Annotated in this window: 15 protein-coding genes; 11 read left to right on the top strand and 4 right to left on the bottom strand. The window is 75.4% G+C overall.

All coding sequences use genetic code 11. The features are described 5' to 3' along the window. Positions 1-107: 107 nt before the first annotated feature. Positions 108-1,556 (top strand): MFS transporter, encoded by a 1,449-nt coding sequence (locus BJP25_RS18225; RefSeq protein ID WP_075976142.1) that lies wholly within the window; start codon positions 108-110, stop codon positions 1,554-1,556. Positions 1,557-1,563: 7 nt separating this feature from the next. On the opposite strand, the gene BJP25_RS18220 is transcribed toward BJP25_RS18225, so the two are convergent. Further along, positions 1,564-2,814, bottom strand: a complete 1,251-nt coding sequence (locus BJP25_RS18220; RefSeq protein ID WP_075976141.1) for an APC family permease — start codon at positions 2,812-2,814, stop codon at positions 1,564-1,566. 132 nt (positions 2,815-2,946) lie between these two features. Between BJP25_RS18220 and BJP25_RS18215 the strand changes: the two genes are divergently transcribed. After that, positions 2,947-4,656 carry a serine/threonine-protein kinase gene (locus BJP25_RS18215; RefSeq protein ID WP_075976140.1) on the top strand — a complete coding sequence of 570 codons (1,710 nt, stop codon included), beginning with the start codon at positions 2,947-2,949 and terminating at the stop codon, positions 4,654-4,656. Between the two features lie 120 nt (positions 4,657-4,776). Continuing rightward, entirely contained in the window at positions 4,777-5,229 is a 453-nt protein-coding gene (locus BJP25_RS18210) for a hypothetical protein (RefSeq protein WP_075976139.1), read from the top strand. Between the two features lie 42 nt (positions 5,230-5,271). Here the strand turns inward: BJP25_RS18210 and BJP25_RS18205 are convergent, their stop codons facing one another. Both BJP25_RS18205 and BJP25_RS18200 read right to left on the bottom strand, forming a co-directional pair. Further along, positions 5,272-6,819 (bottom strand): alpha/beta hydrolase, encoded by a 1,548-nt coding sequence (locus BJP25_RS18205; RefSeq protein ID WP_075976138.1) that lies wholly within the window; start codon positions 6,817-6,819, stop codon positions 5,272-5,274. Positions 6,820-6,963: 144 nt separating this feature from the next. Continuing rightward, positions 6,964-8,571: an FAD-dependent oxidoreductase gene (locus BJP25_RS18200; RefSeq protein ID WP_198943537.1), complete on the bottom strand. Its 1,608-nt coding sequence runs from the start codon at positions 8,569-8,571 to the stop codon at positions 6,964-6,966. Positions 8,572-9,095: 524 nt separating this feature from the next. Between BJP25_RS18200 and BJP25_RS18195 the strand changes: the two genes are divergently transcribed. The 4 genes from BJP25_RS18195 to BJP25_RS18180 all read left to right on the top strand — a co-directional run bounded on the left by BJP25_RS18195 (position 9,096) and on the right by BJP25_RS18180 (position 13,428). Continuing rightward, positions 9,096-9,971 carry an LLM class flavin-dependent oxidoreductase gene (locus BJP25_RS18195; protein ID WP_158075677.1) on the top strand — a complete coding sequence of 292 codons (876 nt, stop codon included), beginning with the start codon at positions 9,096-9,098 and terminating at the stop codon, positions 9,969-9,971. Positions 9,972-9,979: 8 nt separating this feature from the next. Then, complete coding sequence (locus BJP25_RS18190; protein ID WP_075976136.1) at positions 9,980-11,356, top strand: NtaA/DmoA family FMN-dependent monooxygenase; 1,377 nt, start codon at positions 9,980-9,982, stop codon at positions 11,354-11,356. Between the two features lie 162 nt (positions 11,357-11,518). After that, complete coding sequence (locus tag BJP25_RS18185) at positions 11,519-12,400, top strand: ParB/RepB/Spo0J family partition protein (RefSeq protein WP_233158133.1); 882 nt, start codon at positions 11,519-11,521, stop codon at positions 12,398-12,400. A 47-nt stretch (positions 12,401-12,447) separates the two neighbouring features. Continuing rightward, a complete protein-coding gene (locus BJP25_RS18180; RefSeq protein ID WP_158075676.1) occupies positions 12,448-13,428 on the top strand; it encodes an isopenicillin N synthase family oxygenase in 981 nt (326 codons plus the stop codon). A gap of 364 nt (positions 13,429-13,792) precedes the next feature. Here the strand turns inward: BJP25_RS18180 and BJP25_RS18175 are convergent, their stop codons facing one another. After that, positions 13,793-14,887 (bottom strand): NAD(P)/FAD-dependent oxidoreductase, encoded by a 1,095-nt coding sequence (locus BJP25_RS18175; protein WP_075976134.1) that lies wholly within the window; start codon positions 14,885-14,887, stop codon positions 13,793-13,795. Positions 14,888-15,091: 204 nt separating this feature from the next. Here BJP25_RS18175 and BJP25_RS18170 point away from each other — a divergent pair, with 204 nt between their 5' ends. The 4 genes from BJP25_RS18170 (at position 15,092) to BJP25_RS18155 (ending at position 21,154) form a co-directional block, all read left to right on the top strand. Then, a complete protein-coding gene (locus BJP25_RS18170; protein ID WP_075976133.1) occupies positions 15,092-16,336 on the top strand; it encodes an ATP-grasp domain-containing protein in 1,245 nt (414 codons plus the stop codon). 89 nt (positions 16,337-16,425) lie between these two features. Further along, positions 16,426-17,634, top strand: a complete 1,209-nt coding sequence (locus tag BJP25_RS18165) for a saccharopine dehydrogenase family protein (protein WP_075976132.1) — start codon at positions 16,426-16,428, stop codon at positions 17,632-17,634. Then, on the top strand, positions 17,631-19,040 hold the full coding sequence (locus BJP25_RS18160) for a lysine N(6)-hydroxylase/L-ornithine N(5)-oxygenase family protein (RefSeq protein ID WP_075976131.1): 1,410 nt from the start codon (positions 17,631-17,633) through the stop codon (positions 19,038-19,040). The genes BJP25_RS18165 and BJP25_RS18160 overlap by 4 nt, the downstream gene beginning before the upstream one ends. Before the next feature lie 83 nt (positions 19,041-19,123). After that, positions 19,124-21,154 carry a class I tRNA ligase family protein gene (locus BJP25_RS18155; RefSeq protein ID WP_075976130.1) on the top strand — a complete coding sequence of 677 codons (2,031 nt, stop codon included), beginning with the start codon at positions 19,124-19,126 and terminating at the stop codon, positions 21,152-21,154. Positions 21,155-21,190 lie beyond the last annotated feature (36 nt).

The raw sequence follows: 21,190 nt of genomic DNA, 5'->3' as shown, positions 1-21,190 counted from the left end.
CTAGCCGCTCGCGAACAGTGTTCCGAACCACTTTGAACAGCGCTCGTCTTGTCACGAACACTGTTCCGGAGTAGAACGGTGTTCGTCACCGATCCGAGAGGCGTCCCATGACCGCTCACCTGCACGAACAGCCCGTAGAACCGCCTGGACCCGCCCGCCCGCAGACGCTGCGCGCGGCGTGGGTGGCGCTGGCGGGGCTGTCCGCCGTCTTCCTGTTCGAGATGCTCGACAATTCGATCCTCACCGTCGCCCTGCCCACCATCGGGCGCGACCTGCACACCTCCACCACCGCCCTGCAGTGGGTCACCAGCGCCTACGCGGTCGTCTTCGGCGGGCTGATGCTCGCCTTCGGCGCCGTGGCCGACCGGTTCGGCAGGCGGCGGGTGATGCTCGTCGGGCTGGTGCTGCTCGGCGCCGCCAGCCTGGCCACCGCCTTCGTCACCACCGCGGGCGGGTTGATCGCCGTGCGGGCCGCCACCGGCGTCGCCGCGGCGATGACCACCCCCGGCTCGATGGCGCTGGCCTTCCGCCTGTTCGCCGACGACGACCTGCGCGTGCGCGCCACGACGCTGATCTCCACCGTCGGCCTGGTCGGGCTCGCCGTCGGCCCGACCCTCGGCGGCGCCGTGCTCGCCGTCGCCCCGTGGCAGGTGCTGCTGCTGGCCAACGTCCCCATCGCCGCCCTGGCCGTCCTCGGCGTGCGGTCGGGCATCGCCGCCGACGACCCGGCCGACCTGCACCGCGACCCCGTCGACGTGCCCGGCGCCGTCCTCGGCACGCTCACCGTGGTGCTCGCCCTCACCGCCCCCACCCTGTTCGTCGAGGCTGGCGCGGGCTCCTGGACCCCGTGGGCGGCCACCGCGGGCGCCGCCGCGAGCGCGGCCCTGTTCACCCGGCGCCAGCGCACCGCCCGCCACCCCCTGCTCGACCTGCGCCTGGTCGCCCGGCCGCTGGTCGCCAGCGGTCTGGTCTACAAGGCCGCGGCCGCGCTGGCCACCGCCGGGCTGGGCTACCTGGTGACCCTGCACCTGCAACTGGCCTGGGGCTGGTCGCCCACCCGCGCCGCCCTCGGCCTGCTGCCGCAGGTCGTGGTCCTCATCGCGGGCGGCGCCCTGGTCGGCCCGGTCGTCCGCAGGCTCGGCCTCGGCCGCGCCGCCTGGCTGAGCGCGTCCTCGGTGGTGCTCGGCCTGGCCGTCTACACCCTGCTCGGCGGCCTGGGCTACCCGTGGGTCGCCGTCGCCCTGGCCCTGGTCGCCGCGGGCATGCGGGTCGTCGGCGCCGTCGCCGCCGTCAACGTCCTGCGCGGCCTGCCCGACAACCGCACCACCATCGGCGCCGCGCTCACCGACACCGCCACCGAGGTCACCTCCGCCGCGGGCGTCGCCGTCACCGGCACCACCCTCGCCGCCCTGTTCACCGGCTCCATCACCGCCGCCCACTGGACCGCAGGCCAAGCCGCCGAGTTCCACCAGGCCGCCGTGCTCTCCGGCGTGGTCCTGACCCTCGCCGCGGCCGCCCTGGTCGCCTTCGGCGTGGTCCGCGCGCGGGCGGCGTGATCCCCGATCACCCCCGCCCGCGGCGCACGACCGCCCGGCCCAGCAGGCCCACGGCGAACACCGCCGCGCCCGCCAGCACGGACTGCCAGGGCAGGGTCACCACCAGGGCCGCGCAGCCGACCAGCCCCAGGACCGACAGCCAGCGCGGCCAGCGGCGCTGCTCGCGGGGCAGGGTGAACGCCGCCGCGTTGGCGATGGCGTAGTAGACCAGGACGCCGAAGGAGGAGAAGCCGATGGCGCCGCGCAGGTCCACCAGGGACACCGCCAGCGCCACGAGCAGCGCGACCGCCACCTCCGCGCGGTGCGGGACGTGGCGGGTGGGGTGGACGGCGGCCAGGGGGGCGGGCAGGTCGCGGTGGCGGGCCATGGCCATGGCGGTGCGGCCGATGCCCGCGACCAGGGCCAGCAGCGCGCCCAGCGACGCCAGCGCCGCGCCCACCCGCACCACCGGGGCCAAGCCGCCGACGCCGCCTGCCTCGACCGCGGCGGTCAGGGGGGCCGCGGCGGAGGCCAGGCGCTGCGGGCCGAGCACCAGCAGGGCCACCACGCCCACCACCAGGTAGACCGCCACGGTGATCAGCAGGGCGATCGGGATGGCGCGGGGGATGGTGCGCCGGGGGTCGCGCACCTCCTCGCCCAGGGTGGCGACCCGCGCGTAGCCCGCGAAGGCGAAGAACAGCAGGCCCGCCGCCTGCAGCACGCCCAGCGGGCTCGCGCCCGCCCAGTCGGTCAGGTTCGCCGGGTCCGCCCGGCCGCCCGCGAGGACGCCGACGACCACCGCGGCCAGGGCGGCGAGGCTGGTGCAGACCAGGACCCGGGTCATCGCGACCGTCCGGGTGACACCGCGCAGGTTGAGCGCGGCCACCCCGAGGACAGCCGCCACCGCCACCACCCGCTGCGCCCAGGGCGGACCCGGCACGGCGTAGGTGGCGAAGGTCAGGGCCATCGCCGCGCAGGACGCCGACTTGCCCACCACGAAGCCCCACCCGGCGGTGAAGCCCCACCAGTCGCCGAGCCGTTCGCGGCCGTAGGCGTAGGTGCCGCCGGAGGTCGGGTACACCGCCGCCAACTGCGCGGAGGCCACCGCGTTGCAGTAGGCGACCACGGCGGCGACGGCCAGCCCCAGCAGCAGGGCCGCACCGGCGGCGCGGGCCGCGGGGGCGAACGCGGTGAACACCCCCGCCCCGACCATCGCCCCGAGGCCGATGACCACCGCGTCGGACGTGCTCAGGCGACGGCGCAGCTCGGGTCCGGGCACACCCCACCTCCCCCTGCCGCCCCGCCCGCCGCGGGTCCCTGCCGCGCACGATAGGCGACCGGGGCGGTTCACCTGTGCGAAGAGGTGGCTGTCGGGGGCCGGGGCGGTGGGGGTGGTTGCTAGCGTGGCGCGGTGTCTGAGGGAGAGCAGACCGGGCGCGTGGTGGGTGGCCGGTTCGAGCTGTTGGCGCCGCTGGGCAGCGGTGGCATGGGGACCGTGTGGCGGGCCGTGGACGTCGGCCTCCAGCGCGAGGTCGCCATCAAGGAGGTGCGGCCGGTCGACGCCGCGCTCCACGAGCACGACCCGGCGCTGGCCGCCCAGCAGCGGGAGCGGGTGCTGCGCGAGTCGCGCGCGCTGGCCCGGTTGCAGCACCCCAACGTCGTCTCGATCTACCAGATCATCGAGTCCGACGACTCGCCGTACCCGTGGATCGTCATGGAGTTCGTCCGCGGCACCTCGCTGGAGGGCAGGCTGCGCGAGGGCGTGCTGACCCCGGCGGAGGCGGCCGGGATCGGCCGCGACGTGCTCGCGGCGCTGCGGGCCGCGCACGCCGCCGGGGTGATGCACCGCGACGTCAAGCCGGGCAACGTGCTGCTGCGCACCGACGGCAGCGCGGTGCTCACCGACTTCGGCATCGCCGCCCTGCACGACTCCGGCCAGCTCACCGCCACCGGCGAGGTCATCGGCTCGCCGGAGTACATCGCGCCGGAGCGGCTGCGCGGGGACGAGACGCGCACCGCCTCGGACCTGTGGTCGCTGGCGATGTTGCTCTACGTCGCCGTCGAGGGCCACCACCCGCTGCGCCGCGCGACCACCATGGCCACCCTCGCCGCGGTGATGACCGAACCGGTGCCGCCCGCGCGGCGCGCCGGGCCGCTGGGCCCCGCGCTGGCCGCGGTCCTGGTGCCCGACCCGGCGGCGCGGCCCACCGGGGAGGCCTTCGACCGGATGCTCGCCGCCGTCGAGCACGGCGGCGCCCCCTTCGGCCCGCCCACCCCGGCCGGGTTCGCGGCCCCGCTGGGCCCGCCCACCCCCGCGGGTTTCCCCGCCCCGCCGCACCCCGGGTTCCCGACGCCGCACACCGGGTTCCCGAGCCCGGGCCCCGGCACGACCCAGTGGGCGCGACCCGGGCAGGCGTCGCGGCCGGTGACGCCGCCGGGGCGCAGGCGCGCGATCGCCGCGGTGGTGGCCGTGGTCTCGCTGGCCGCCGTGCTGGCGGTCGGCCTCGTCGTCCGCGGCCTGGGCGACGACGACCCGGCGGGCACCCGCGCGGGCGCGCCGAGCACGGGTGCCACCACGCAGCGGGTGGGCGCCCCGGTCGACCCCGGGACCGCGGGCGGTGCCACGCCCGCGCCGACGACCACGGCCGCCCCGCCCGCCACCACCGCTGCCGCCGCGACCGACGACCTGCTCAGCCCCGCCGGGGCGCGGCAGGTGGTCGGCGCCCTCACCGGGGTCATCGGCGGCACGAAGGTCGCGGAGATGACCGTCTACGACGACCACGCCTCCGCGTCCGCCCCCACCCCCGCGGTCAAGAACGGCTTCGACGACTTCGAGTACCGCGACGGGACCGCCACCCGGGAGGGCCCCGACCGCGTCGACCCCGACCGCGCCGTCCTCGACCTCAACGACGTCAACTGGGACGCCCTGCCCGCCCTGTGGGACCGGGCCGCCAAGGAACTCGGCGTGCCCAAGCCCACCCTCCGCTACTTCATCGTGTCCTGCGACATCATCGACGACACCCCGTCCCTGCGCCTCTACCTCAGCGACGACTACGGCGGTGCCTACCTGGAGGCCACCCTCAAGGGCGAGGTCCTCAAGCTCTACCCCCGCGACAGCTGACGCGCCGAACCGCGCGCACCAGGTCGGATAACCGCCGGGGGTATAACGCCGGAGCGGGCACCGCCGACCACCTCGGTGTGCGGCCCTCCACGGGAGGGCCCGACGAGAGGTGGGATCCCGATGCCTTCTGTCAGCAGGACGATCGAGCTCTGGGAGGCGATCGACGCCGTGCCCCCGCCGGTGAACCTGCGCGTGCTGTCCGTGCCCACCCCGAAGGTCGACTACGACCGCAAGTCCGACGGGGGGTGGCTGTACCTGGAGGGCATCGAGCTCACCCTGGACGGCACCGAGTACGACGCGCACCTCACCATCACCAAGCCGCTCACCAAGAACCCCAAGAGCGACGAGTGGCACCTGTGCCACTTCACGGTGACCCGCGCGGTGGCCAACCACCTGTTCTTCGAGGTCGCCGACGACGGCACCTACCGGACCACGAGCACGCTGCTCTCCCGCGAGGGCAAGCAGACCAACGGCAAGGACCACTACCCCGGCAAGAGCGTGATCAACGACGCCAAGCTGCTGAACGCGGTGGAGGACGACCTGCGGCTGCTGTTCCGCTACCTCGCTTCCTGAGCGGGGCGCCGGGGGCGGGTGGGCCCGCCCCCGGCGCTCGGGTCACGGGGTCAGCACGCCGCCCGGCACCTCCGCCCGTTGCCGCTGGGTCGCGGTGTCGAAGGCCGAGGGGGTCGCCGCGCAGGTCTTGCCCCTGGCCGGGAGCTTGCCGTCGACCAGGAACGCCGTGGTGGTGCTCAGGGCGCAGGCGTTGTCGCCGAAGACGTAGGCGCCGTGGCCGCTGGCGTCGACGGGCAGCAGGCGGGAGCGGTGCGGGAACTTGGCGTGGGTGAGCTTGCCGCCGAGCAGGGGGGTGGCGGGGTCGCGCAGGTTCTGCACCACCAGGATGTTGGTGGGGCCGTTGTCGTTGACCGGTACCGGCGGCTCGGACGGCTCGTGGTGCCAGAACGCGCAGGGCGTCACGTTGGCCGGGGACGCGCCGAACATCGGGTACTTCCGGCGGTCCTCGGCCACGCCGCGCTGGTAGGTGCGGATGTCCTCGGGCCAGTTGCTGTCGTTGCACGTGACCGCGAGGTACACCGCCCACCCGTTGTCGTTGGGGGACAGTTGGCCCGGGGCCTGCGCGGCAGGGGCGGTGGCGGTGGCGTTCTGGGCGTGCTGCCACAGCTGGGCGATCAGGCCGTAGCTCGTCTTGCCGTAGAGGGCGAAGAACGTGGCGAAGCGGAACAACGGGCCGTCGACGTCGGGCAACGGCTGCTCGTCCAGCTTCTCCGCCAGCCGGAAGTAGGTGGCGCGCACCTGCTCAGGCGTGCGGCCCAGGCCGTAGGCGCCGTGCCGGTCGGCCATCCACCTGGCGAAGTCCGGGAAGGTCTGCTCGAACCCGAGGGCGAAGCGGCGCACCGACTCCCGGTTGGAGTAGGTGTCGCCGATGTTGCTGTCGAGCACCACCCGGTCGGTGCGGTCGGGGAACAGCGACGCGTACGCTGCGCCCAGCGCGCTGCCGTAGGAGTAGCCGAGGTAGCTGGCCTTCTCCTCGCCCAACGCCGCGCGGACGCGGTCGAGGTCGCGGGCCGTGTTCGCCGTGGTCAGATGCCGCAGGCGGTCGCCGGTGTCGTGCGCGGCGCACTGGTCGGCGACGGCCTTGGCCTTCTCGGCCTCGCGCAGCACGGCCGCGTCGTCGACGGCGTAGGGCGGGACGTTGCCCCGGTAGTCCTGGTCGACGGTGAACCCGCAGCTGACCGGTGCGGAGTGGCCGATGCCCCGGGTGTCCATCCCGATGAGGTCGTAGGCGTCGAGCACGCTGTCCGGGATCCCCATGCGCGACAGGGTCGCGGGCAGGGACAGCCCCGACCCGCCGGGCCCGCCGGGGTTGAGCAGCAGCACCCCGCGCCGCTTCCCCGGGTCGGTGCTGGGCAGGCGGGAGATCATGATGTCGATCGCGGTGCCGCCCGGGTCGGTGTAGTCGAGCGGGACGGGCACGGTGGCGCACTCCAGGACGACCGCGCCGGACGCGACGTCCGCGGGGCAGGGGCCCCACTGCGGCCGGGTGGTGGGCGCGGGTTGCGCGGTGGCGGGTGCGGCGGCGAGCGAGCCGGTCAGGCCCAGCGCGACCGCCAGGGCCAGCGTTCGGCCCAGGTGGTTCCGTTTCATGCGGGAAGCTCCCCCGATGTCGGTGTTGTGGCGTGCACACCGAGTTGACCGCCTGCCCTTGGGGCAGGGTCAAGGGCGTTCACCCTGCCCCAAGGGCACGGTCAGCGGGGGACCGGCCAGGGGGATCAGCGGGCGGGGGAGCGGTCAGCGCTTGTCCACGAGCGACCGGGCGGCGGAGTAGGCGGCCACCAGGGCCGGGCCGATCGTGCCGCCGGAACCGGGGTAGCCGGGACCGGCCGCCGCCGCCGCGACGTTCCCGCAGGCGTAGAGGCCCGGGATGGGCGTGCCGCCGGGGGTGAGGACGCGCGCGTCGAGGTCGGTGGCGGGCCCGCCCTTGGTGCCCAGCGCGCCGGGGGCGACGCGCACGGCGTGGAAGGGCGGCGTGGACAGCTCGCCCAGGCACGGGTTGGGGGTGTGCCGGGGGTCGCCGTAGTAGCGGTCGTGGCTGGTCTCGCCGCGGTGGAAGTCCGGGTCGGTGCCGGTGCGGGCGTGGGTGTTGAACCGGGCGACGGTCACCTCCAGGGCCGCGGTGTCCACGCCCAGCCGCTCGGCCAGCCCGGCCAGGGTCGGCGCGGTGGTGAACCAGGACGGGGCGGGGTCGGTCGGGGCGGCCGGGCCCACCTGGTAGCTGGTGCGGAAGCGCTCGTCGAACACCAGCCACGCGGGCAGGTGGGCGGGCTCGTGGGCGTCGGCGTCGAAGTTGAACAGGGTGCGGGTGATGTCGTGGTAGTTCACCGCCTCGTTGACGAACCGCTTGCCGTGCCGGTCCACCAGGATCGAGCCGGGCAGGCACCGCTCGCCGACGAGGTGGCGGGTGAGCGGGTGCCCCTCGTACTCCTCGGGCACCCCGACGATCGCGGGCACCCACCACGCCTGGTTCATCCGCTCCAGCGCGGCGCCCGCCGCCATCGCCATCCGCAGGGCGTCGCCGTGGTTGACCGGCGGGCTGGCGGGCAGCACGGGGGTGTCGCCCAGGAACGCCCGGGTCAGCGCGGGGTCCCACTCGAACCCGCCGCTGGCGAGCACGACCGCGCGCCCGGCGAAGTCGCGACCGTCCTCTGTGCGCACACCCGTGACGGCCTCACCTTCCCGCAGCAGCCCCACGGCGCGGGCGCCGGTCGCGAACTCCACGCCCCGGTCGTCGCACGCCGCCACGAGGGCGGCCACCAGCGCCGCGCCGACGGTGAGGACGCCTCGCTCGCGCCGCCGCGCCACCAGGTCCTGGTCCGGGCCGGTGAAGCGGGAGCGGTGGCGCTCGTCGTAGGTCAGCGGCGGGAACTGCGGGCCGCGCCGCACCCGGTCGGCCAGGCCGGGCCGCGACGAGGTGTCGAACGGCTCGTTGTCCAGGCAGCGCCCGAAGTCCCGCGCCCCCGGCCAGTCGGAGTGGTAGTCCGGGCGGTCGATGGGGAACAGCCGCACGGGCGTGCGCTCCAGCATCCACCGCACCACCTCGGGGATGGTCTTGACGTAGTGCTCCACCACGGACTCGTCCACCGAGCCCTCGCCCACCGCGGTGAGGTAGCGCAGGGCGTCGTCGGGGGAGTCGTCGGTGAGCAGCGGGCTGCCGGGGGCCCAGATCATGCCGCCGGAGACCGCCGTGGTGCCGCCGAGCAGGCCGGTGCGCTCGAGCACCACCACCCGCAGCCCCGCGTCGGCGGCGACGGCCGCGGCCAGCAGACCCGCCCCGCCCGACCCGACCACCACCACGTCCGCCGCCGGGGTGGGAATGCCGCTCTGCGTCGCGTGCGCCACTGCGATTCCTTTCCGAATGCCGGTGGGAGTCCGTCGCGGAAGGTATACAGGCGCATTCGGCCGGGGCAAGCTTTAACGTTGTCGAGATATCTTCCCCCCATTGGAGCAAGCGGACACGCGCGGTGCCCGGCAGCGGCCGAACGGCCGCCGTCCCACTCGGCAAGGGACCCCTCCGGACGGACGAGGACACCCCGCTGCCCCGGTCACGGATCGTGCCGTTGATCTTAGACCGGTGTCGCGGGTGAGCCCGATCGCCGGTGTACGCGCAGGTTGACAAGTTGCAGGGCCCCGTGGTGGCTGGTTGACTCAGTCCTGCGGCCGTCGACGGCGGGGGCTGGCCGCGCCCGCCGAGCGCACCGCCCACCGAGCCAGGAGCCGGGCCCGGCCGCGCACAACCCACCCCACCCGAGGAGGACGAGCATGTCCTGCTGCCCCTCTCCCGATCATCGCGGAATTCGACGGTGACCGCGCCCGCCGCATTTCCGATCGGTCTCGCACTGCCCGTTCAGGCGTTGTGCGGGGCGTTGTCCGATATCCTCGGAATAATCCAGTCGGCGGCCGCGGCGGGCGTCGACTTCCTGGTGCTCCCCGATTCCCCGGCCACCCCCACCGGGGTGCCCGGCCCGCCCTCGGCGCTGCTGCTGGCCACCCTGGCCGCCGGGCGCGCGGCGGGCCCCGGCCTCGTCGTCGAGGCCTCGACCGCCTACCACGAGCCCTACAACCTGGCGCGCATGGTCGCCTCGCTCGACCACGTCACCGGGGGCCGCGCCGGGTGGTGGGCCACCTCCGCCACCACCCGCGACGCCGACGCCAACCACCCGCGCCCCACCGCCGACCGCGCGGTGCGCGCCGCCGAGCACGTGCCCGTCGTGCGCGCCCTCTGGGACAGCTGGGAGGACGGGGCCTTCGTGCACGACAAGGCGACCGGGCAGTTCGTCGACCCGGCCCGCATCCACCCCGTCGACCACGAGGGCGCGGCGCTGCGCGTGCGCGGCCCGCTCAACGTCATCCGCCCCCCGCAGGGCCACCCCGTCGTGCTCGCCGCGGCCTCGGACGGGCCGGTCGCCGCCGCCGCCGACCTCGTGGTCGCCGCGTCGCCGGGCGCCGACCCCGGCACCGTCCTGCTGGGCGTGCGGCCGTTCGCCACCGCACCCTCCACACCGGACGAGGTGGCCGTGCCGGGTGGACCGGGCGCAGTCGCCGACGAGCTCGCCGAGCGGGGGCGCGGGGTGCGCGGCCTGCTCGTGCGGCCCACCGACGCCGCCGCCGTGCGCGCCTTCACCGCCCACGTGCTGCCCCGGCTGCGCCCCCCGGGCGCCACCGCACCGGGTGCCACGACGCTGCGCGCCCGGCTCGGGCTGTCCCGACCGCAGAACCGCTTCGCCACGGCCAGGAGCTGACACCGCACATGCCCACCACACCGACTCCGCCTGAGCCGACCGACCAGCGCCGGATGTCCCTCGGGCTGATGTTCTGGGCGACCGGGACGCACGCCGCGGGCTGGCGCCACCCCGACGCCGCCGCCGACGCCGCCTACCGCCTCGACGTCCTCACCGACGTCGCCCGCGCCTGCGAGCGCGCCAAGCTGGACTTCGTCTTCCTGGGCGACCGGCTGGCCAGCGACCCGGCCCTGCAGCACAGCAACCCCGCGCAGATCTCCCGGCTGGAGCCCTACACCGCCGCGATGGCCATGGCGGCGGCCACCGAGCGGATCGGCGTCGTCGTCACCGCCAACCCCACCTACTCCGACCCCTACACCACCGCCCGCATGCTGGCCTCGCTCGACCACCTCAGCGGCGGCCGGGCGGCCTGGAACCTGGTCACCGGCGCCGACCCCGCCGCGGCGCTGAACTTCGGCCGCGACCGGCACTGGGACACCGAGACCCGCTACGACTGGGCCGAGGAGACCCTGGAGGTGGTCTGGGCGCTCTGGGACGGTGCCGCCGAGCCCGGCGGCCGGGCCCGCTCCATCGACCACCGCGGCCGGTTCTTCCAGGTCGACGGGCCGCTGGACGTGCCGCGCCCGCCGCAGGGGCGGGTGGTGCTGCTCAACGCGGGCACCTCCGACCGCTCCCGCGACCTGGGCGCGCGCGCCTCGGACCTGGTCTTCGCCGGGCCGCAGCCGACGGTGGCCGCGCGCCGGGACTACTACACCGACATCAAGTCCCGCGCCGCCGCGCACGGCCGCGCCGACCGGGTGGCCGTGCTGCCCGGGGTGGCGCCGGTCGTGGCGCCCACCACCGAGGAGGCGGTGGCGCTCTACGACCGGTTGAACTCCCTGCTGGTGCTCGACCCCGAGCAGGAGCCCGGCGAGCTGGTCCGGGCCGGGGGCATGGGGGAGGGCCTGCGCCGCAACCTCAGCTCGGCCTCCCGGGCGTTCGGGGTGGACGTGCGCGGCCGCGACCTCGACGAGGTGGTGCCGCGCGAGGTGCTGGCCGCGGTGTCGGCCGACGGGGCCCGCAGGCTCGGTGAGATCACCCGGCTGACCCGGCGCGGCCCCGGGGCCATCACCTACGCCGACCTGGTGCACGCCACCCCGACCCAGCTGGCCTACCCGGTGGTGGGCAACCCGGTGGAGGTGGCCGACGTGCTGCAGGAGTGGTTCGAGACGGGGGTGGCCGACGGCTTCAACGTCTACCCCGAGCACGTGCCCGGCTCCGTCACCGCCTTCTGCGACCTGGTGGTGCCCGAGTTGCAGCGCCGCGGCCTGTTCCGCACCGAGTACAGCGGGACGACGCTGCGCGACCACCTGGGCCTGCCCGCCCCGCAACCCGCCGCGCGCTGACGCGCCCGCACCCGCCCGGCGCGGGTGGGGGACCCGGTCGCCCCGGGTCCCGCTGTGCCGCTGCCAGATCCACTCAGAGCCGCAGATCCACTCAGAGCCGCAGGTCACCCCGAGCAGCAGATCCACCCCGAGCAGCACCGAGCAGCATCGAGGAACCACGCCGTGAACCAGCTGACCGAGTCCCGCCTGCTGTCCGCGGTCCCCGCGCAGCGGACCGGGCAACCCGCTCCGACCAGGGTGGCCGAGGAGGGCACCCGGGTCGCCATCGCCGCGCTCGCCTACGACCGCTCGCCCCGGCGCGCGGGCCTCGACGACGGCCACGTCCGCGCGCTCGCCGAGGTGCTGCCCGCGCTGCCGCCGATCCTGGTGCACCGGCAGACGATGCGCGTGCTCGACGGGGTGCACCGGCTGCGCGCGGCGCAGCTGCGCGGCGCGACCGACATCGCCGTGCTGTTCTTCGACGGCGACGAGGCCGCCGCGTTCGTGCAGTCGGTGCGCGCCAACGTCGAGCACGGCCTGCCGCTGACCCTGGCCGACCGCACCGCCGCCGCGGCGCGCATCCTGCGGTCGTTCCCGGAGTGGTCCGACCGGCGGGTCGCCGCCGCCACCGGGCTGTCGCCGAAGACCGCGGGCGCGGTGCGCGCGCGGTCAAGTGCGGAAATTCCTCAGTCGACCGGGCGGGTCGGCCGCGACGGCCGCACCCGCCGGGTGCCCGCCCGCCCGGCGCCCGCGCCGGAACCGGTGGCACCGGCCGCCGAGGAGCGGCCGGTGCGGGTGCGCGGCGCGCAGCGCGCCGCCGACGCGGGCACCGCCAACCGCCCGCTGGACCTGCAGCGGTTGCGGCGCGACCCGTCGCTGCGGTTCAGCGAGTGCGGCCGCGCCCTGCTGCGCCTGCTCGACCTGCACTCGATCACCCCCGCCACCTGGAAGCGCATCGCGGACAACACCCCCGCGCACTGCGCGACCGCGGTGGCCGACATCGCCAGGGACTGCGCCGAGGCGTGGGCGCAGTTCGCCGACCACCTCGACGAGCGCACCGCCTGAGCGCCGCGACCCCCTTGCCGTTGGACCGACGTCCCCCTGGAGCGACCATGGATGCAGTGGAGACCGAAGCGAACGTGACCGCCTTCCCCCTCGCGGGGTCGGTGCCGGTGGTGCGCGCCACCGACGTGCGCGCCGACCTGACCGCGGCCGCGGACCCGATCCGCGAGCAGTTGGAGGGCTGGGGCTTCATGTCGGTGGAGGTGCCCGGGATCGGTGACCGGGTGCGGGCGATGATGTCCAGCTTCCGCGACGCCTGCCTGTCGACCGACCCGTCCCTCGACGACTACGCCTACGAGCGCACCCCCCAGCTGTCCAACGGCGGCACCCACGGGTTCTTCCCGTACAACTCCGAGATCCCCCGCCTGGCCAAGGGCGTGCCGGACCCGAAGGAGTTCGTGCACGTCTCCGGCGGCATGCTCGACAACCGCCCGGAGGGCGCCGACGCCCTGCTGCGCGCGTTCCCGGAGTTCGCGGGCCACGCCCGCGCCGTGTTCGACACCGCCTTCCAGGTCATCACCACCTTCAGCGACGTCATCCGCGGCATGCTCCCCGACGGCGCCCCCAGCCTCGACCTCGACCGCGGCGCCACCAACCTGCGCGTCATCCACTACCGCGGCACCGGCGACCGCGAGGTCCTCGCCCACGAGCACTCCGGCATCCAGATGCTCGGCCTCCAACTCCCCCCGTCCGACGGCGGCCTCCAGTACGTCCTGCACGACGGCACCTGGGTCGAACCCATCATCGCGGGCACCGACGTCCTGCTCTGCAACGTCGGCCGCATGCTCACCCACGCCTCGGAGAACCGCTTCCGCCCCTCCACCCACCGCGTCCACCGCTCCACCCTCCAAACCCCCCAACCCTTCGGCGACGGCGAGTACGTCCGCATGTCCTCGGTCATGTTCGCCTACCCGCCCCACGCCGCGAAGCAGTGGCAGATCGGCCCCGATGGCCTCAAGACCCTCGACCCCACCTGGGGCGATTTCATCGCCAACCGCTTCGCGGGCCTGGGCACCGCCCTGGACAGCTAGCCCACCCCCAACCCCAAGCCCCCCAAGCCTTCCCCAGCCCCACCCCCCACTGTCCTTTCCCTTCAAAGACAGCACCACCTACGGACCCGCCGGCCCGGCTACGGCCCTGCTCGATGTGGTGGTTGTGCTTGACCGGGGAAGGCGATCATGTGCTACCCACGGCCGGGGGGTGGGGCCGAAGGCCTCACCTTTTCCCCACCCCGAGCACATGATCGCCGCAGGGGCCCCGGTCAAGCACAACCACCACATCGAGCCAGCCCCAAAATCCCGAAATCACCCGCCGAAGCCGAAGGCGAGGCGACCCCTCCACCCCCCGAAGCAAGGCGAGGCGACCGCCAAGCCAAAGCCCAGACGAGCCTCCACCTCACCCGAACCGCGACAACCGGAACCCATCAGCCAGCGGGTGCGGTCGCCCCACCAGGTCCCCCACCACCACCTCCGCCAGCACCGCCGCCAACGTGACCCCGCTGTGCGTGGCCACCACGGACACCGCCGACCCCTCCGCCACCGGCCCCACGATCGTCATCCCGTCCACCGGCACCGGCCGCACGGCGGCGAGGTACGACGCCACCCGCGCCCCACCCGCCGAGGGCAGCACCCCCGGCAGCCGCGACACCACCCGCTCCGCCAGCTCCCCCGGGTCGGCCCCCTCGTTCAACAACCAGTCCAGGTCGTGGCAGTGCAACATCAGCGCGCCCCCCGACGCGGGCCGGATGCTCAGGTGCGGCGCGTGGACCACCCGCCGCACCCCCGCCTCGACCGGCGTCGTGCGCACCATCAGCCCGTGCGTCAGCCGCCGCGGGCTGCCCGGCGCCAGCAGCGGGAGGGTGATCCCCAACCCCGCCAGCAGTTCCGCGTTCCCCCTGCCCGCGCAGCACACCACCGCGTCGGCCCCGACGACCTCCCCCGACGCCAGCCGCACGCCGCGGCCGTCGGCGGCGATCCCGGCGACCGGCTCGCCGAACCGCTGCCGCACCCCCAGCCCGGTCGCCGCCCGCGCCACCGCGTCGAGCATCAGGTCCGTGTGGAGGAACACGTCGTCGGGGTAGAAGCGGATGGGGCCCACCGCGTCGTCCAGGCGCAGTCCCGGTTCCAGCTCCAGCGCCTGCGCGGTGGTCAGCTCCCGCACCGGGTAGTCCAGGGCGCGGTAGCCCTTCGCCGCGGTGGCCAGGGATTCCTCGCCCGCGGGGTCGGCGGCCCAGTGCAGGTTGCCGCCGGTGCCCAGCCACGCCGGGTCGGTCTCGGCGGCGAGGCGCCGGTGCGCGGCGAGGGCCTCCAGGCTCAGGTGCCAGTAGGCCTCGGACCCCTCGTCGATGCCGTTGGCCCACGAGAAGCTGTGCGCGGACAGGGTGTCGCGGGGGGCGGTGGCGGCGACGTGGACGACCTCGGCGCCCGCTTGGCGCAGGCGCAGGGCGGTCGCGGTGCCGATGGCGCCCGCTCCGATGGTGACGACCCGCATGTCAGTTCCTCCCGCGTCGGCGACGGGCGCCCGCTCAGGCCCCGGACCCCAGAGATAGCCGGCCGGGGACGAGCGGCGCAAGGCGTCCACAGTGGAGCCGGGGTTGGTGGGGGGTGGGCGCTGTGGTTGACTCGGCGAGGTGCCGGTGAAGATCATCGACGGCCGGCGCCGCACCGGCGCGCACGACGTCTACTGGAGGAACCGGTGAGCCGCAGTGTCCTGTTCGTGAACCTCAGGCGGATCAAGCGGGAGGGCCAGGAGGCCCTGCTCGCCGCTCGGGCGCTCGGGTACCGGGTGGTGGTGCTGGGCCGCGCGCTGCCCGCGTTCGCCGAACCGCTGGTCGACAGCTTCCACCAGGTCGACACCTACGACACCGAGCGGTCGGTCAAGCTGGCCAGGGAACTGGCCGCCGAGCACGACATCGCGGGCGTGCCCAACTTCACCGAGGTCGACGTGCGGCTGGTCAGCGCGATCGCCACCGACCTCGGGCTGCCCGCGCTGCCCGCCGAGGCCGCCCTGGCCGCGCGCAACAAGTACGTGATGAAGCAGGCCATCTCCGGGAAGGTCGACGTGCTGCCCGCCTACGAGCGGGTCACCGACCTGGCCGGGCTGCGCGCCGCGGTCGAGCGGATCGGGCTGCCCGCCGTGGTCAAGCCCACCGGCGCCTCGGGGTCCAAGGGCATCTTCGAGCTGCGCTCGGAGGCCGACCTGGAACCGGCGATGACCGAGCTGCTGCGCATCGCCGACCCCGGCTTCGACCCGGTGTTCCAGCAGTTCGGCGCCGAGTTCATCGTCGAGGAGTACCTCGACGGGGTGGAGCTGTCGGTGGAGGGCTTCGTCGCCGCCGGGCAGGTGCACGTCGTCGGCATCACCGACAAGGTGACCACCGACCCGTTCCACCTGGAGCTGACCCACCGCTTCCCGAGCGCGCTGCCCACCGACGCGCAGGCCACGATCAGCAGGCAGGCGGGCGAGGTGGTGCGGGCGCTGGGCTTCGACAACTGCGCCTTCCACCTGGAGGCCAAGTGGGGCGAGCGCGGCATGCGGTTCCTGGAGGTGGCCGCCCGGCCCGCCGGTGACTACATCGGCTCGCACCTGGTGCCCGCCGCCACCGGCATCCCGTTCTTCGAGAACGTCATCCGGGTCGCCACCGGCGAGCCGCTGCGGCTGACCCCCGACCGGGACCTGCACGCGGGGCTGCGGTTCGTGCTGGCCGGGTCCGCGGGCACCTACGCCGGGCTGGACGGGGTGGCCGAGCTGGTCGACGCCCCCGGCTACGACCACGTCTTCACCGAGGTGCCGGTGGGTGCGGCGGTGAAGCTGCCGCCCGCCGACTTCGGCAGCCAGCGGGTCGCCGCGGTGTGCGCGCGCCACGTGCACCGCGCGGGTCTCGACGCGCTGCTCGACGCGGTGCCCGAGGTCGTCACCGCCCGCGTCACCGCGGGCTGAGGTCCGGCACCACACCCCGGACCACCACACCCCAGCACCTACACCTCAACACCCACGACGACAGCACCGCCGACCGGAGAGGCAGGCAGGTGGAGGTCACGCTGCTCGGCTGCGGCCAGATGGGCCGCGGCGCCGCCCACGCGCTCGCGCGCGACCCGCGCACCAGCGGCATCACCCTCGTCGACCGGGACCGCGACCGGGCGGCCGGGCTCGCCCGGTGGCTCGACGGCACCGGCCGCCGGGTCCGGGTCGCCGACGACCTCGCCGCCGCGCTGCCCGGGTGCGCCGCGGTGGCCGCGGCGGTGCCCTGGTCGGCCACCCGGGCGGCGGTGGCCGAGGCCGCCGCCGCCGGGGTCCCGCTGGCCAGCATCACCCGGCCCCCCACCGAGGAGCTGGCCGACCTGCACGCCGCCGCCGACGGCCGCGTCCCGGTGCTGCTGCCGATCGGGCTGGAGCCCGGGCTCACCGAGCTGGTCGCCACCGACGTCGCCCGGCGGATCGTCGAGCTGACCGGGGAGGGGCCCGCGGCGGTCGAGGTGCGCTGCGGCGGCGTCCCGCACGCCCCGCGCCCGCCCTGGGGCTACACCGCGTTCTTCGGCGGGGAGCTGGCCAACCACCTGCCCGTCGCGCAGCGCGCCGCGCTGGCGGTGGCGGGCGGGGCGGTCGTGGAGCACCCCCGGTTCTCCGGCGTCGAGCAGGTGGCGGTGCCCGGCGTGGGCACCCTGGAGGCCTACCACGACGGCATGGTGCCCTGGCTGGCCGAGCACCCGGCGCTGGCGGGCGCCGACTGCACCCAGAAGACCCTGCGCTGGCCCGGGTTCGCCGCGGCCGTCACCGGCCTGGCCGACCTCGGGCTGCTCGACGAGCGGCCGCTGGAGGTCGACGGCGTCAGCGTGGCCCCGAAGCGGGTCGTCGAGCACGTGCTCGCGCCCCGCCTGCGGGCCGGGCCCGACGACCGCGACCTGGTGGTGCTCGACGTCGTCGGCCGCGGCCGCCCCGACGCCGAGGGCCGCGTGCTCGCCCTGCGCGCCCTGCTCGTCGACCGCCAGGACCCGGCCACCGGGCTCCCCGCGATGGCCCGCACCACCGGCTTCACCCTCGCCTGGGCCACCGCCGCGCTCGCCGAGGGCGCGGTGGCGGGCACCGGGTGGGTCCGCCCGCACCTGGCCACCACCCCGCAGCTGTTCACCCGACTGACCGCCGACCTCGCCGCCCTGGGCGTGCGCTGGTCGTCCGACGGCGGCGACACCGCACCGGCGTCCCCGGGCGCCGCCGGAACCGGAGGCGCACCACGATGACCACGCACCCGATGAGCAGCCCGCACCCGGGCACCCCCGACCCGACCGCCCCGCCCACCGGCGAGGTGCTCGACGTGGTCGGCATCGGCATCGGCCCGTCCAACCTCAGCCTCGCCGCGCTGCTGGCGGGCGCCGAGCGCACCGCCGGTCCCGGCGCCCCCGGCGGGGACGGCGTCAGGGCGGTGTTCCTCGACCGCGCGGAGCGCTTCACCTGGCACGCCGGGCTGATGCTGCCCGACGTGCAGATGCAGGTGCACTACCTCAAGGACCTGGTGACCCCGGTCGACCCGACCAGCCCGTACTCGTTCCCCGCGTTCCTGGTGGAGAACAAGCGGTTCTACCGGCTGCTGGTCACCGGCCGCTCCAAGGTGCCGCGCCGGGAGTTCGAGCAGTACTGCCAGTGGGCCGCCGAGCGGGTGCCCAACCTGCGCTTCGGAGTGGACGTGCGCGCGGTGGACTGGGACGGCGAGCTGTTCACCGTCGAGACCGGCGAGGGCACCTACCGCGCCCGCAACGTCGTCACCGGCACCGGCCTGGACCCGAAGCTGCCCGCCTGCGCCACCGGGTTCGAGCCGCACCGGGTGTTCCACGCCTCGCAGGTGCTCGCCCAGCCGCGCGACTTCACCGGGCTGCGGGTGGCCGTCGTCGGCGGCGGGCAGAGCGGCGCCGAGGTCGTGCACCACCTGCTGAGCACCCCGGACCGGCCCGCGGCGGTGCTCTGGGGCACCTCCCGGGACAACCTGCTGCCGCTGGACGACACCCCGTTCGTCGACGAGCTGTTCGTGCCGAACTACAGCACCTACTTCCACGGCCTGCCCGCCGCCCGCCGCGCCGCGCTCGTCGAGCGGCAGCGGATGGCCAGCGACGGGGTGTCGGCGTCCCTGCTGGAGGCCATCTACCAGCGGCTCTACGACCTGGAGGAGCTCGACGGCCTGGACCGCCCGTGCCGGGTGCTGCTGGGCCACCGGCTCACCTCGGTCACCGACGCCGCGGGCGCGCTGCGCACCGGCTGGTTGGCGGGCGACGGCAGCGGGCTCACCGAGGACGTCGACGTGGTCATCTGCGCCACCGGCTACCGCCACGACCTGCCCGCCCCGCTGCACCGGCTGCGCGAGCTGCTGGTGCCCGGCGGGGAACTGGCCGTGCGCGCCGACTTCAGCCTGGAGTGGCGCGGGCCCGAGCAGAACCGGGTGTACGTGCAGAACGCCGCCCGGCACCGCTTCGGCGTCGCCGACCCGAACCTGAGCCTGCTGGCCTGGCGCAGCGCCACCATCGCGAACTCGCTGCTGGGCTTCGAGCGCTACGACACCGGTGCCGTGCGCGCCGCCCTGGACTGGGTGGGGCACCCGGCGGCCGACGCCGACCCCGACCACGACGTCCCGATGGCCGTGCTCGGCCACCGGTAAGCGGTCGGCGGGCCCCGCGCGGGCCCGCCACCCGGCTCCACCAGCTCCACAGCCCCAGCACGTCGACAGGAGTGCCGACCCCGATGATCACCAGTGGTGTCCCCCGCGAGGTGGCCGACCTCGCCGCCGAAGGGTTCGTCCGCAGCGCGCCCCCGGACTGGGCGGCGCACGCGCGTCCGCCGTTCCAGGTCCGCCGGGTCACCCTGCGCCCCGGGGAGGTCACCGCCGCGCACAACCACCACGACCTGGAGGTGTGGGTGGTGCTCGACGGTGAGGGCGAGGTCGGCTGGGACGGGCTGACGCGCCCGCTGCGGGCGGGCGACAGCGTCTACCTGCCCCCGCTTGCCCCGCACACCCTGCGCAACATCGCCACCGACCGGCCGCTGTCGTTCTTCTCGATCTGGTGGGAGGACATGGCGGGCTTCCAGCAGGCGCACGCCGAGCGGCAGCGCGCGGGCGCCACCCGCGCCGACGGGCGGCCGGTGCTGCTGCTGCCGTCGTTCCCCACCCCGAACGGCGAGCTGCACCTGGGCCACATCGCGGGCCCGTTCCTCACCGCCGACACCTGCCGCCGCGCGCTGCTGGCCGCGGGGGAGCAGGCCAAGCTGCTGCTCGGCACGGTCGGCCACCAGAGCCAGGTCGCCGCCGCCGCGGCCGCCGAGGGCCTGTCCTTCTACGAGCTGGCCGAGCGCAACACCGACGCCATCCAGGAGGGGCTGCGCGCCGCGCGGGTGGAGTGGGACGTGTTCGTGCGCCCCTCCGACCAGACCTACCCCGGGCTGGCCCGCGAGGTGTTCGAGCGGCTGCTCGCCGACGGGGCCGTGGTGGCCCGCACCGAGCCGACCAACCACTGCGCCCCGTGCGGGCGGTTCCTGCTGGAGGCGTTCGTCGCCGGGCGCTGCCCGCACTGCGGCTCCGACCAGACCGCGGGCATCGAGTGCGAGGTGTGCGCGCTGCCCTACCACGACCGCGACCTGGTCGACCCCAGCTGCGCCACCTGCGGCGCCCCCGCCGAGCAGGTGCCGCTCACCCGCTACTTCCTGCCCCTGGAACCGCTGCGCGAGCGGCTGACCGGGTACCTGCGCGGCGCGGCGATGCACTCCCGGCTGCGCGGCTACGTCGAGCGGGTGATCGCCCACCCGCTGCCCGACCTGCCGGTGAGCACCCCGGCCGACTCCGGCATCCCGATCCGCGTCGAGCAGGTCGACGGCGCCGACCCCGCGCACGCCGAGCAGCGGATGTACTCCGCCTTCGAGCTGGTCGCCCGGTTCCTGGTCGCCCTGGAGCACCTGGCCCGGCAGGAGGGCGTCGACGGCTGGGCCGCCTACGCCGCGGCCACCAGCCCGCGCACCGCGCTGTTCTTCGGCTTCGACAACGCCTTCCTGCGCGCGTTCGCCTTCCCGGCCGTGCTCGGCGCCTTCACCGACCTGGTTGCCCTGCCGGACACGCTGGTGTGCAATGAGTTCTACCTGCTGGACGGGCAGAAGTTCTCGACCGGCCGCAAGCACGCCGTCTGGGCGCGCGAGGCGCTGACCGAGGACACCGCCGACCAGCTGCGGCTCTACCTGACCGCCACCGCGCCGGACGTGCGCCGGCGCGACTTCACCGCCGAGGGCTACGCCCGGTTCAGCACCGGCGAGCTGGGCCGGTGGCAGTCCTGGTTGGACGGTGTGGGGTCGCGGGTGGCCGAGCACTTCGCCGGGGTCGCCCCCGAGGGCGGCGCCTGGAACGCCGAGGCCGAGCGCTTCTACGGCCACATCGCCCGGCTGTGCGCCACCGCCGCGCTGGAGCTGCGCCCCGAGCGGGCGGGCGCCAGGGCGGTGCTGGCCGGGCTGCGCGAGCTGGTCGCCCGCGCCGAGGACTTCGCCGAGGTCAGCGCGGACGTGCAGGAGGCGATGCCGGGCACCGGCCTGGCGCGCACCTGCGCGGCGCTGGAGCTGATGGCGGTGCGCGCGGTCGCGATGGCCGCGGCGCCGCTGGCCCCCGGCCTCGGCGCCCGGCTGGCCACCGCCGTCGGCGAGCCCGACGGCGTGCCGCTGTCGGCGGTGCCGGGCTGGGTGGCCCCGGGGGCGGCGGTGAAGTTCGAGACCCGGTACTTCACCGCCCCGCGCTGACCAGCGGGACATCCGCACCGACGCCTGGACACGAGG

It is taken from the genome of Actinokineospora bangkokensis, from assembly GCF_001940455.1.
Classification (GTDB): Bacteria; Actinomycetota; Actinomycetes; order Mycobacteriales; family Pseudonocardiaceae; genus Actinokineospora; species Actinokineospora bangkokensis.
Note: the sequence above shows the minus strand (reverse complement) of the source record. Positions and strands in the feature narration are given on the sequence as shown.

Bases quoted from the DNA above. Each gene is read 5' to 3' on its own strand.
- BJP25_RS18225 (WP_075976142.1), top strand. From the start codon at position 108: ATGACCGCTCACCTGCACGAACAGCCCGTAGAACCGCCTGGACCCGCC.
- BJP25_RS18210 (WP_075976139.1), top strand. From the start codon at position 4,777: ATGCCTTCTGTCAGCAGGACGATCGAGCTCTGGGAGGCGATCGACGCC.
- BJP25_RS18205 (WP_075976138.1), bottom strand. From the start codon at position 6,819: ATGAAACGGAACCACCTGGGCCGAACGCTGGCCCTGGCGGTCGCGCTG.
- BJP25_RS18190 (WP_075976136.1), top strand. From the start codon at position 9,980: ATGCCCACCACACCGACTCCGCCTGAGCCGACCGACCAGCGCCGGATG.
- BJP25_RS18180 (WP_158075676.1), top strand. From the start codon at position 12,448: ATGGATGCAGTGGAGACCGAAGCGAACGTGACCGCCTTCCCCCTCGCG.
- BJP25_RS18175 (WP_075976134.1), bottom strand. From the start codon at position 14,887: ATGCGGGTCGTCACCATCGGAGCGGGCGCCATCGGCACCGCGACCGCC.
- BJP25_RS18160 (WP_075976131.1), top strand. From the start codon at position 17,631: ATGACCACGCACCCGATGAGCAGCCCGCACCCGGGCACCCCCGACCCG.
- BJP25_RS18155 (WP_075976130.1), top strand. From the start codon at position 19,124: ATGATCACCAGTGGTGTCCCCCGCGAGGTGGCCGACCTCGCCGCCGAA.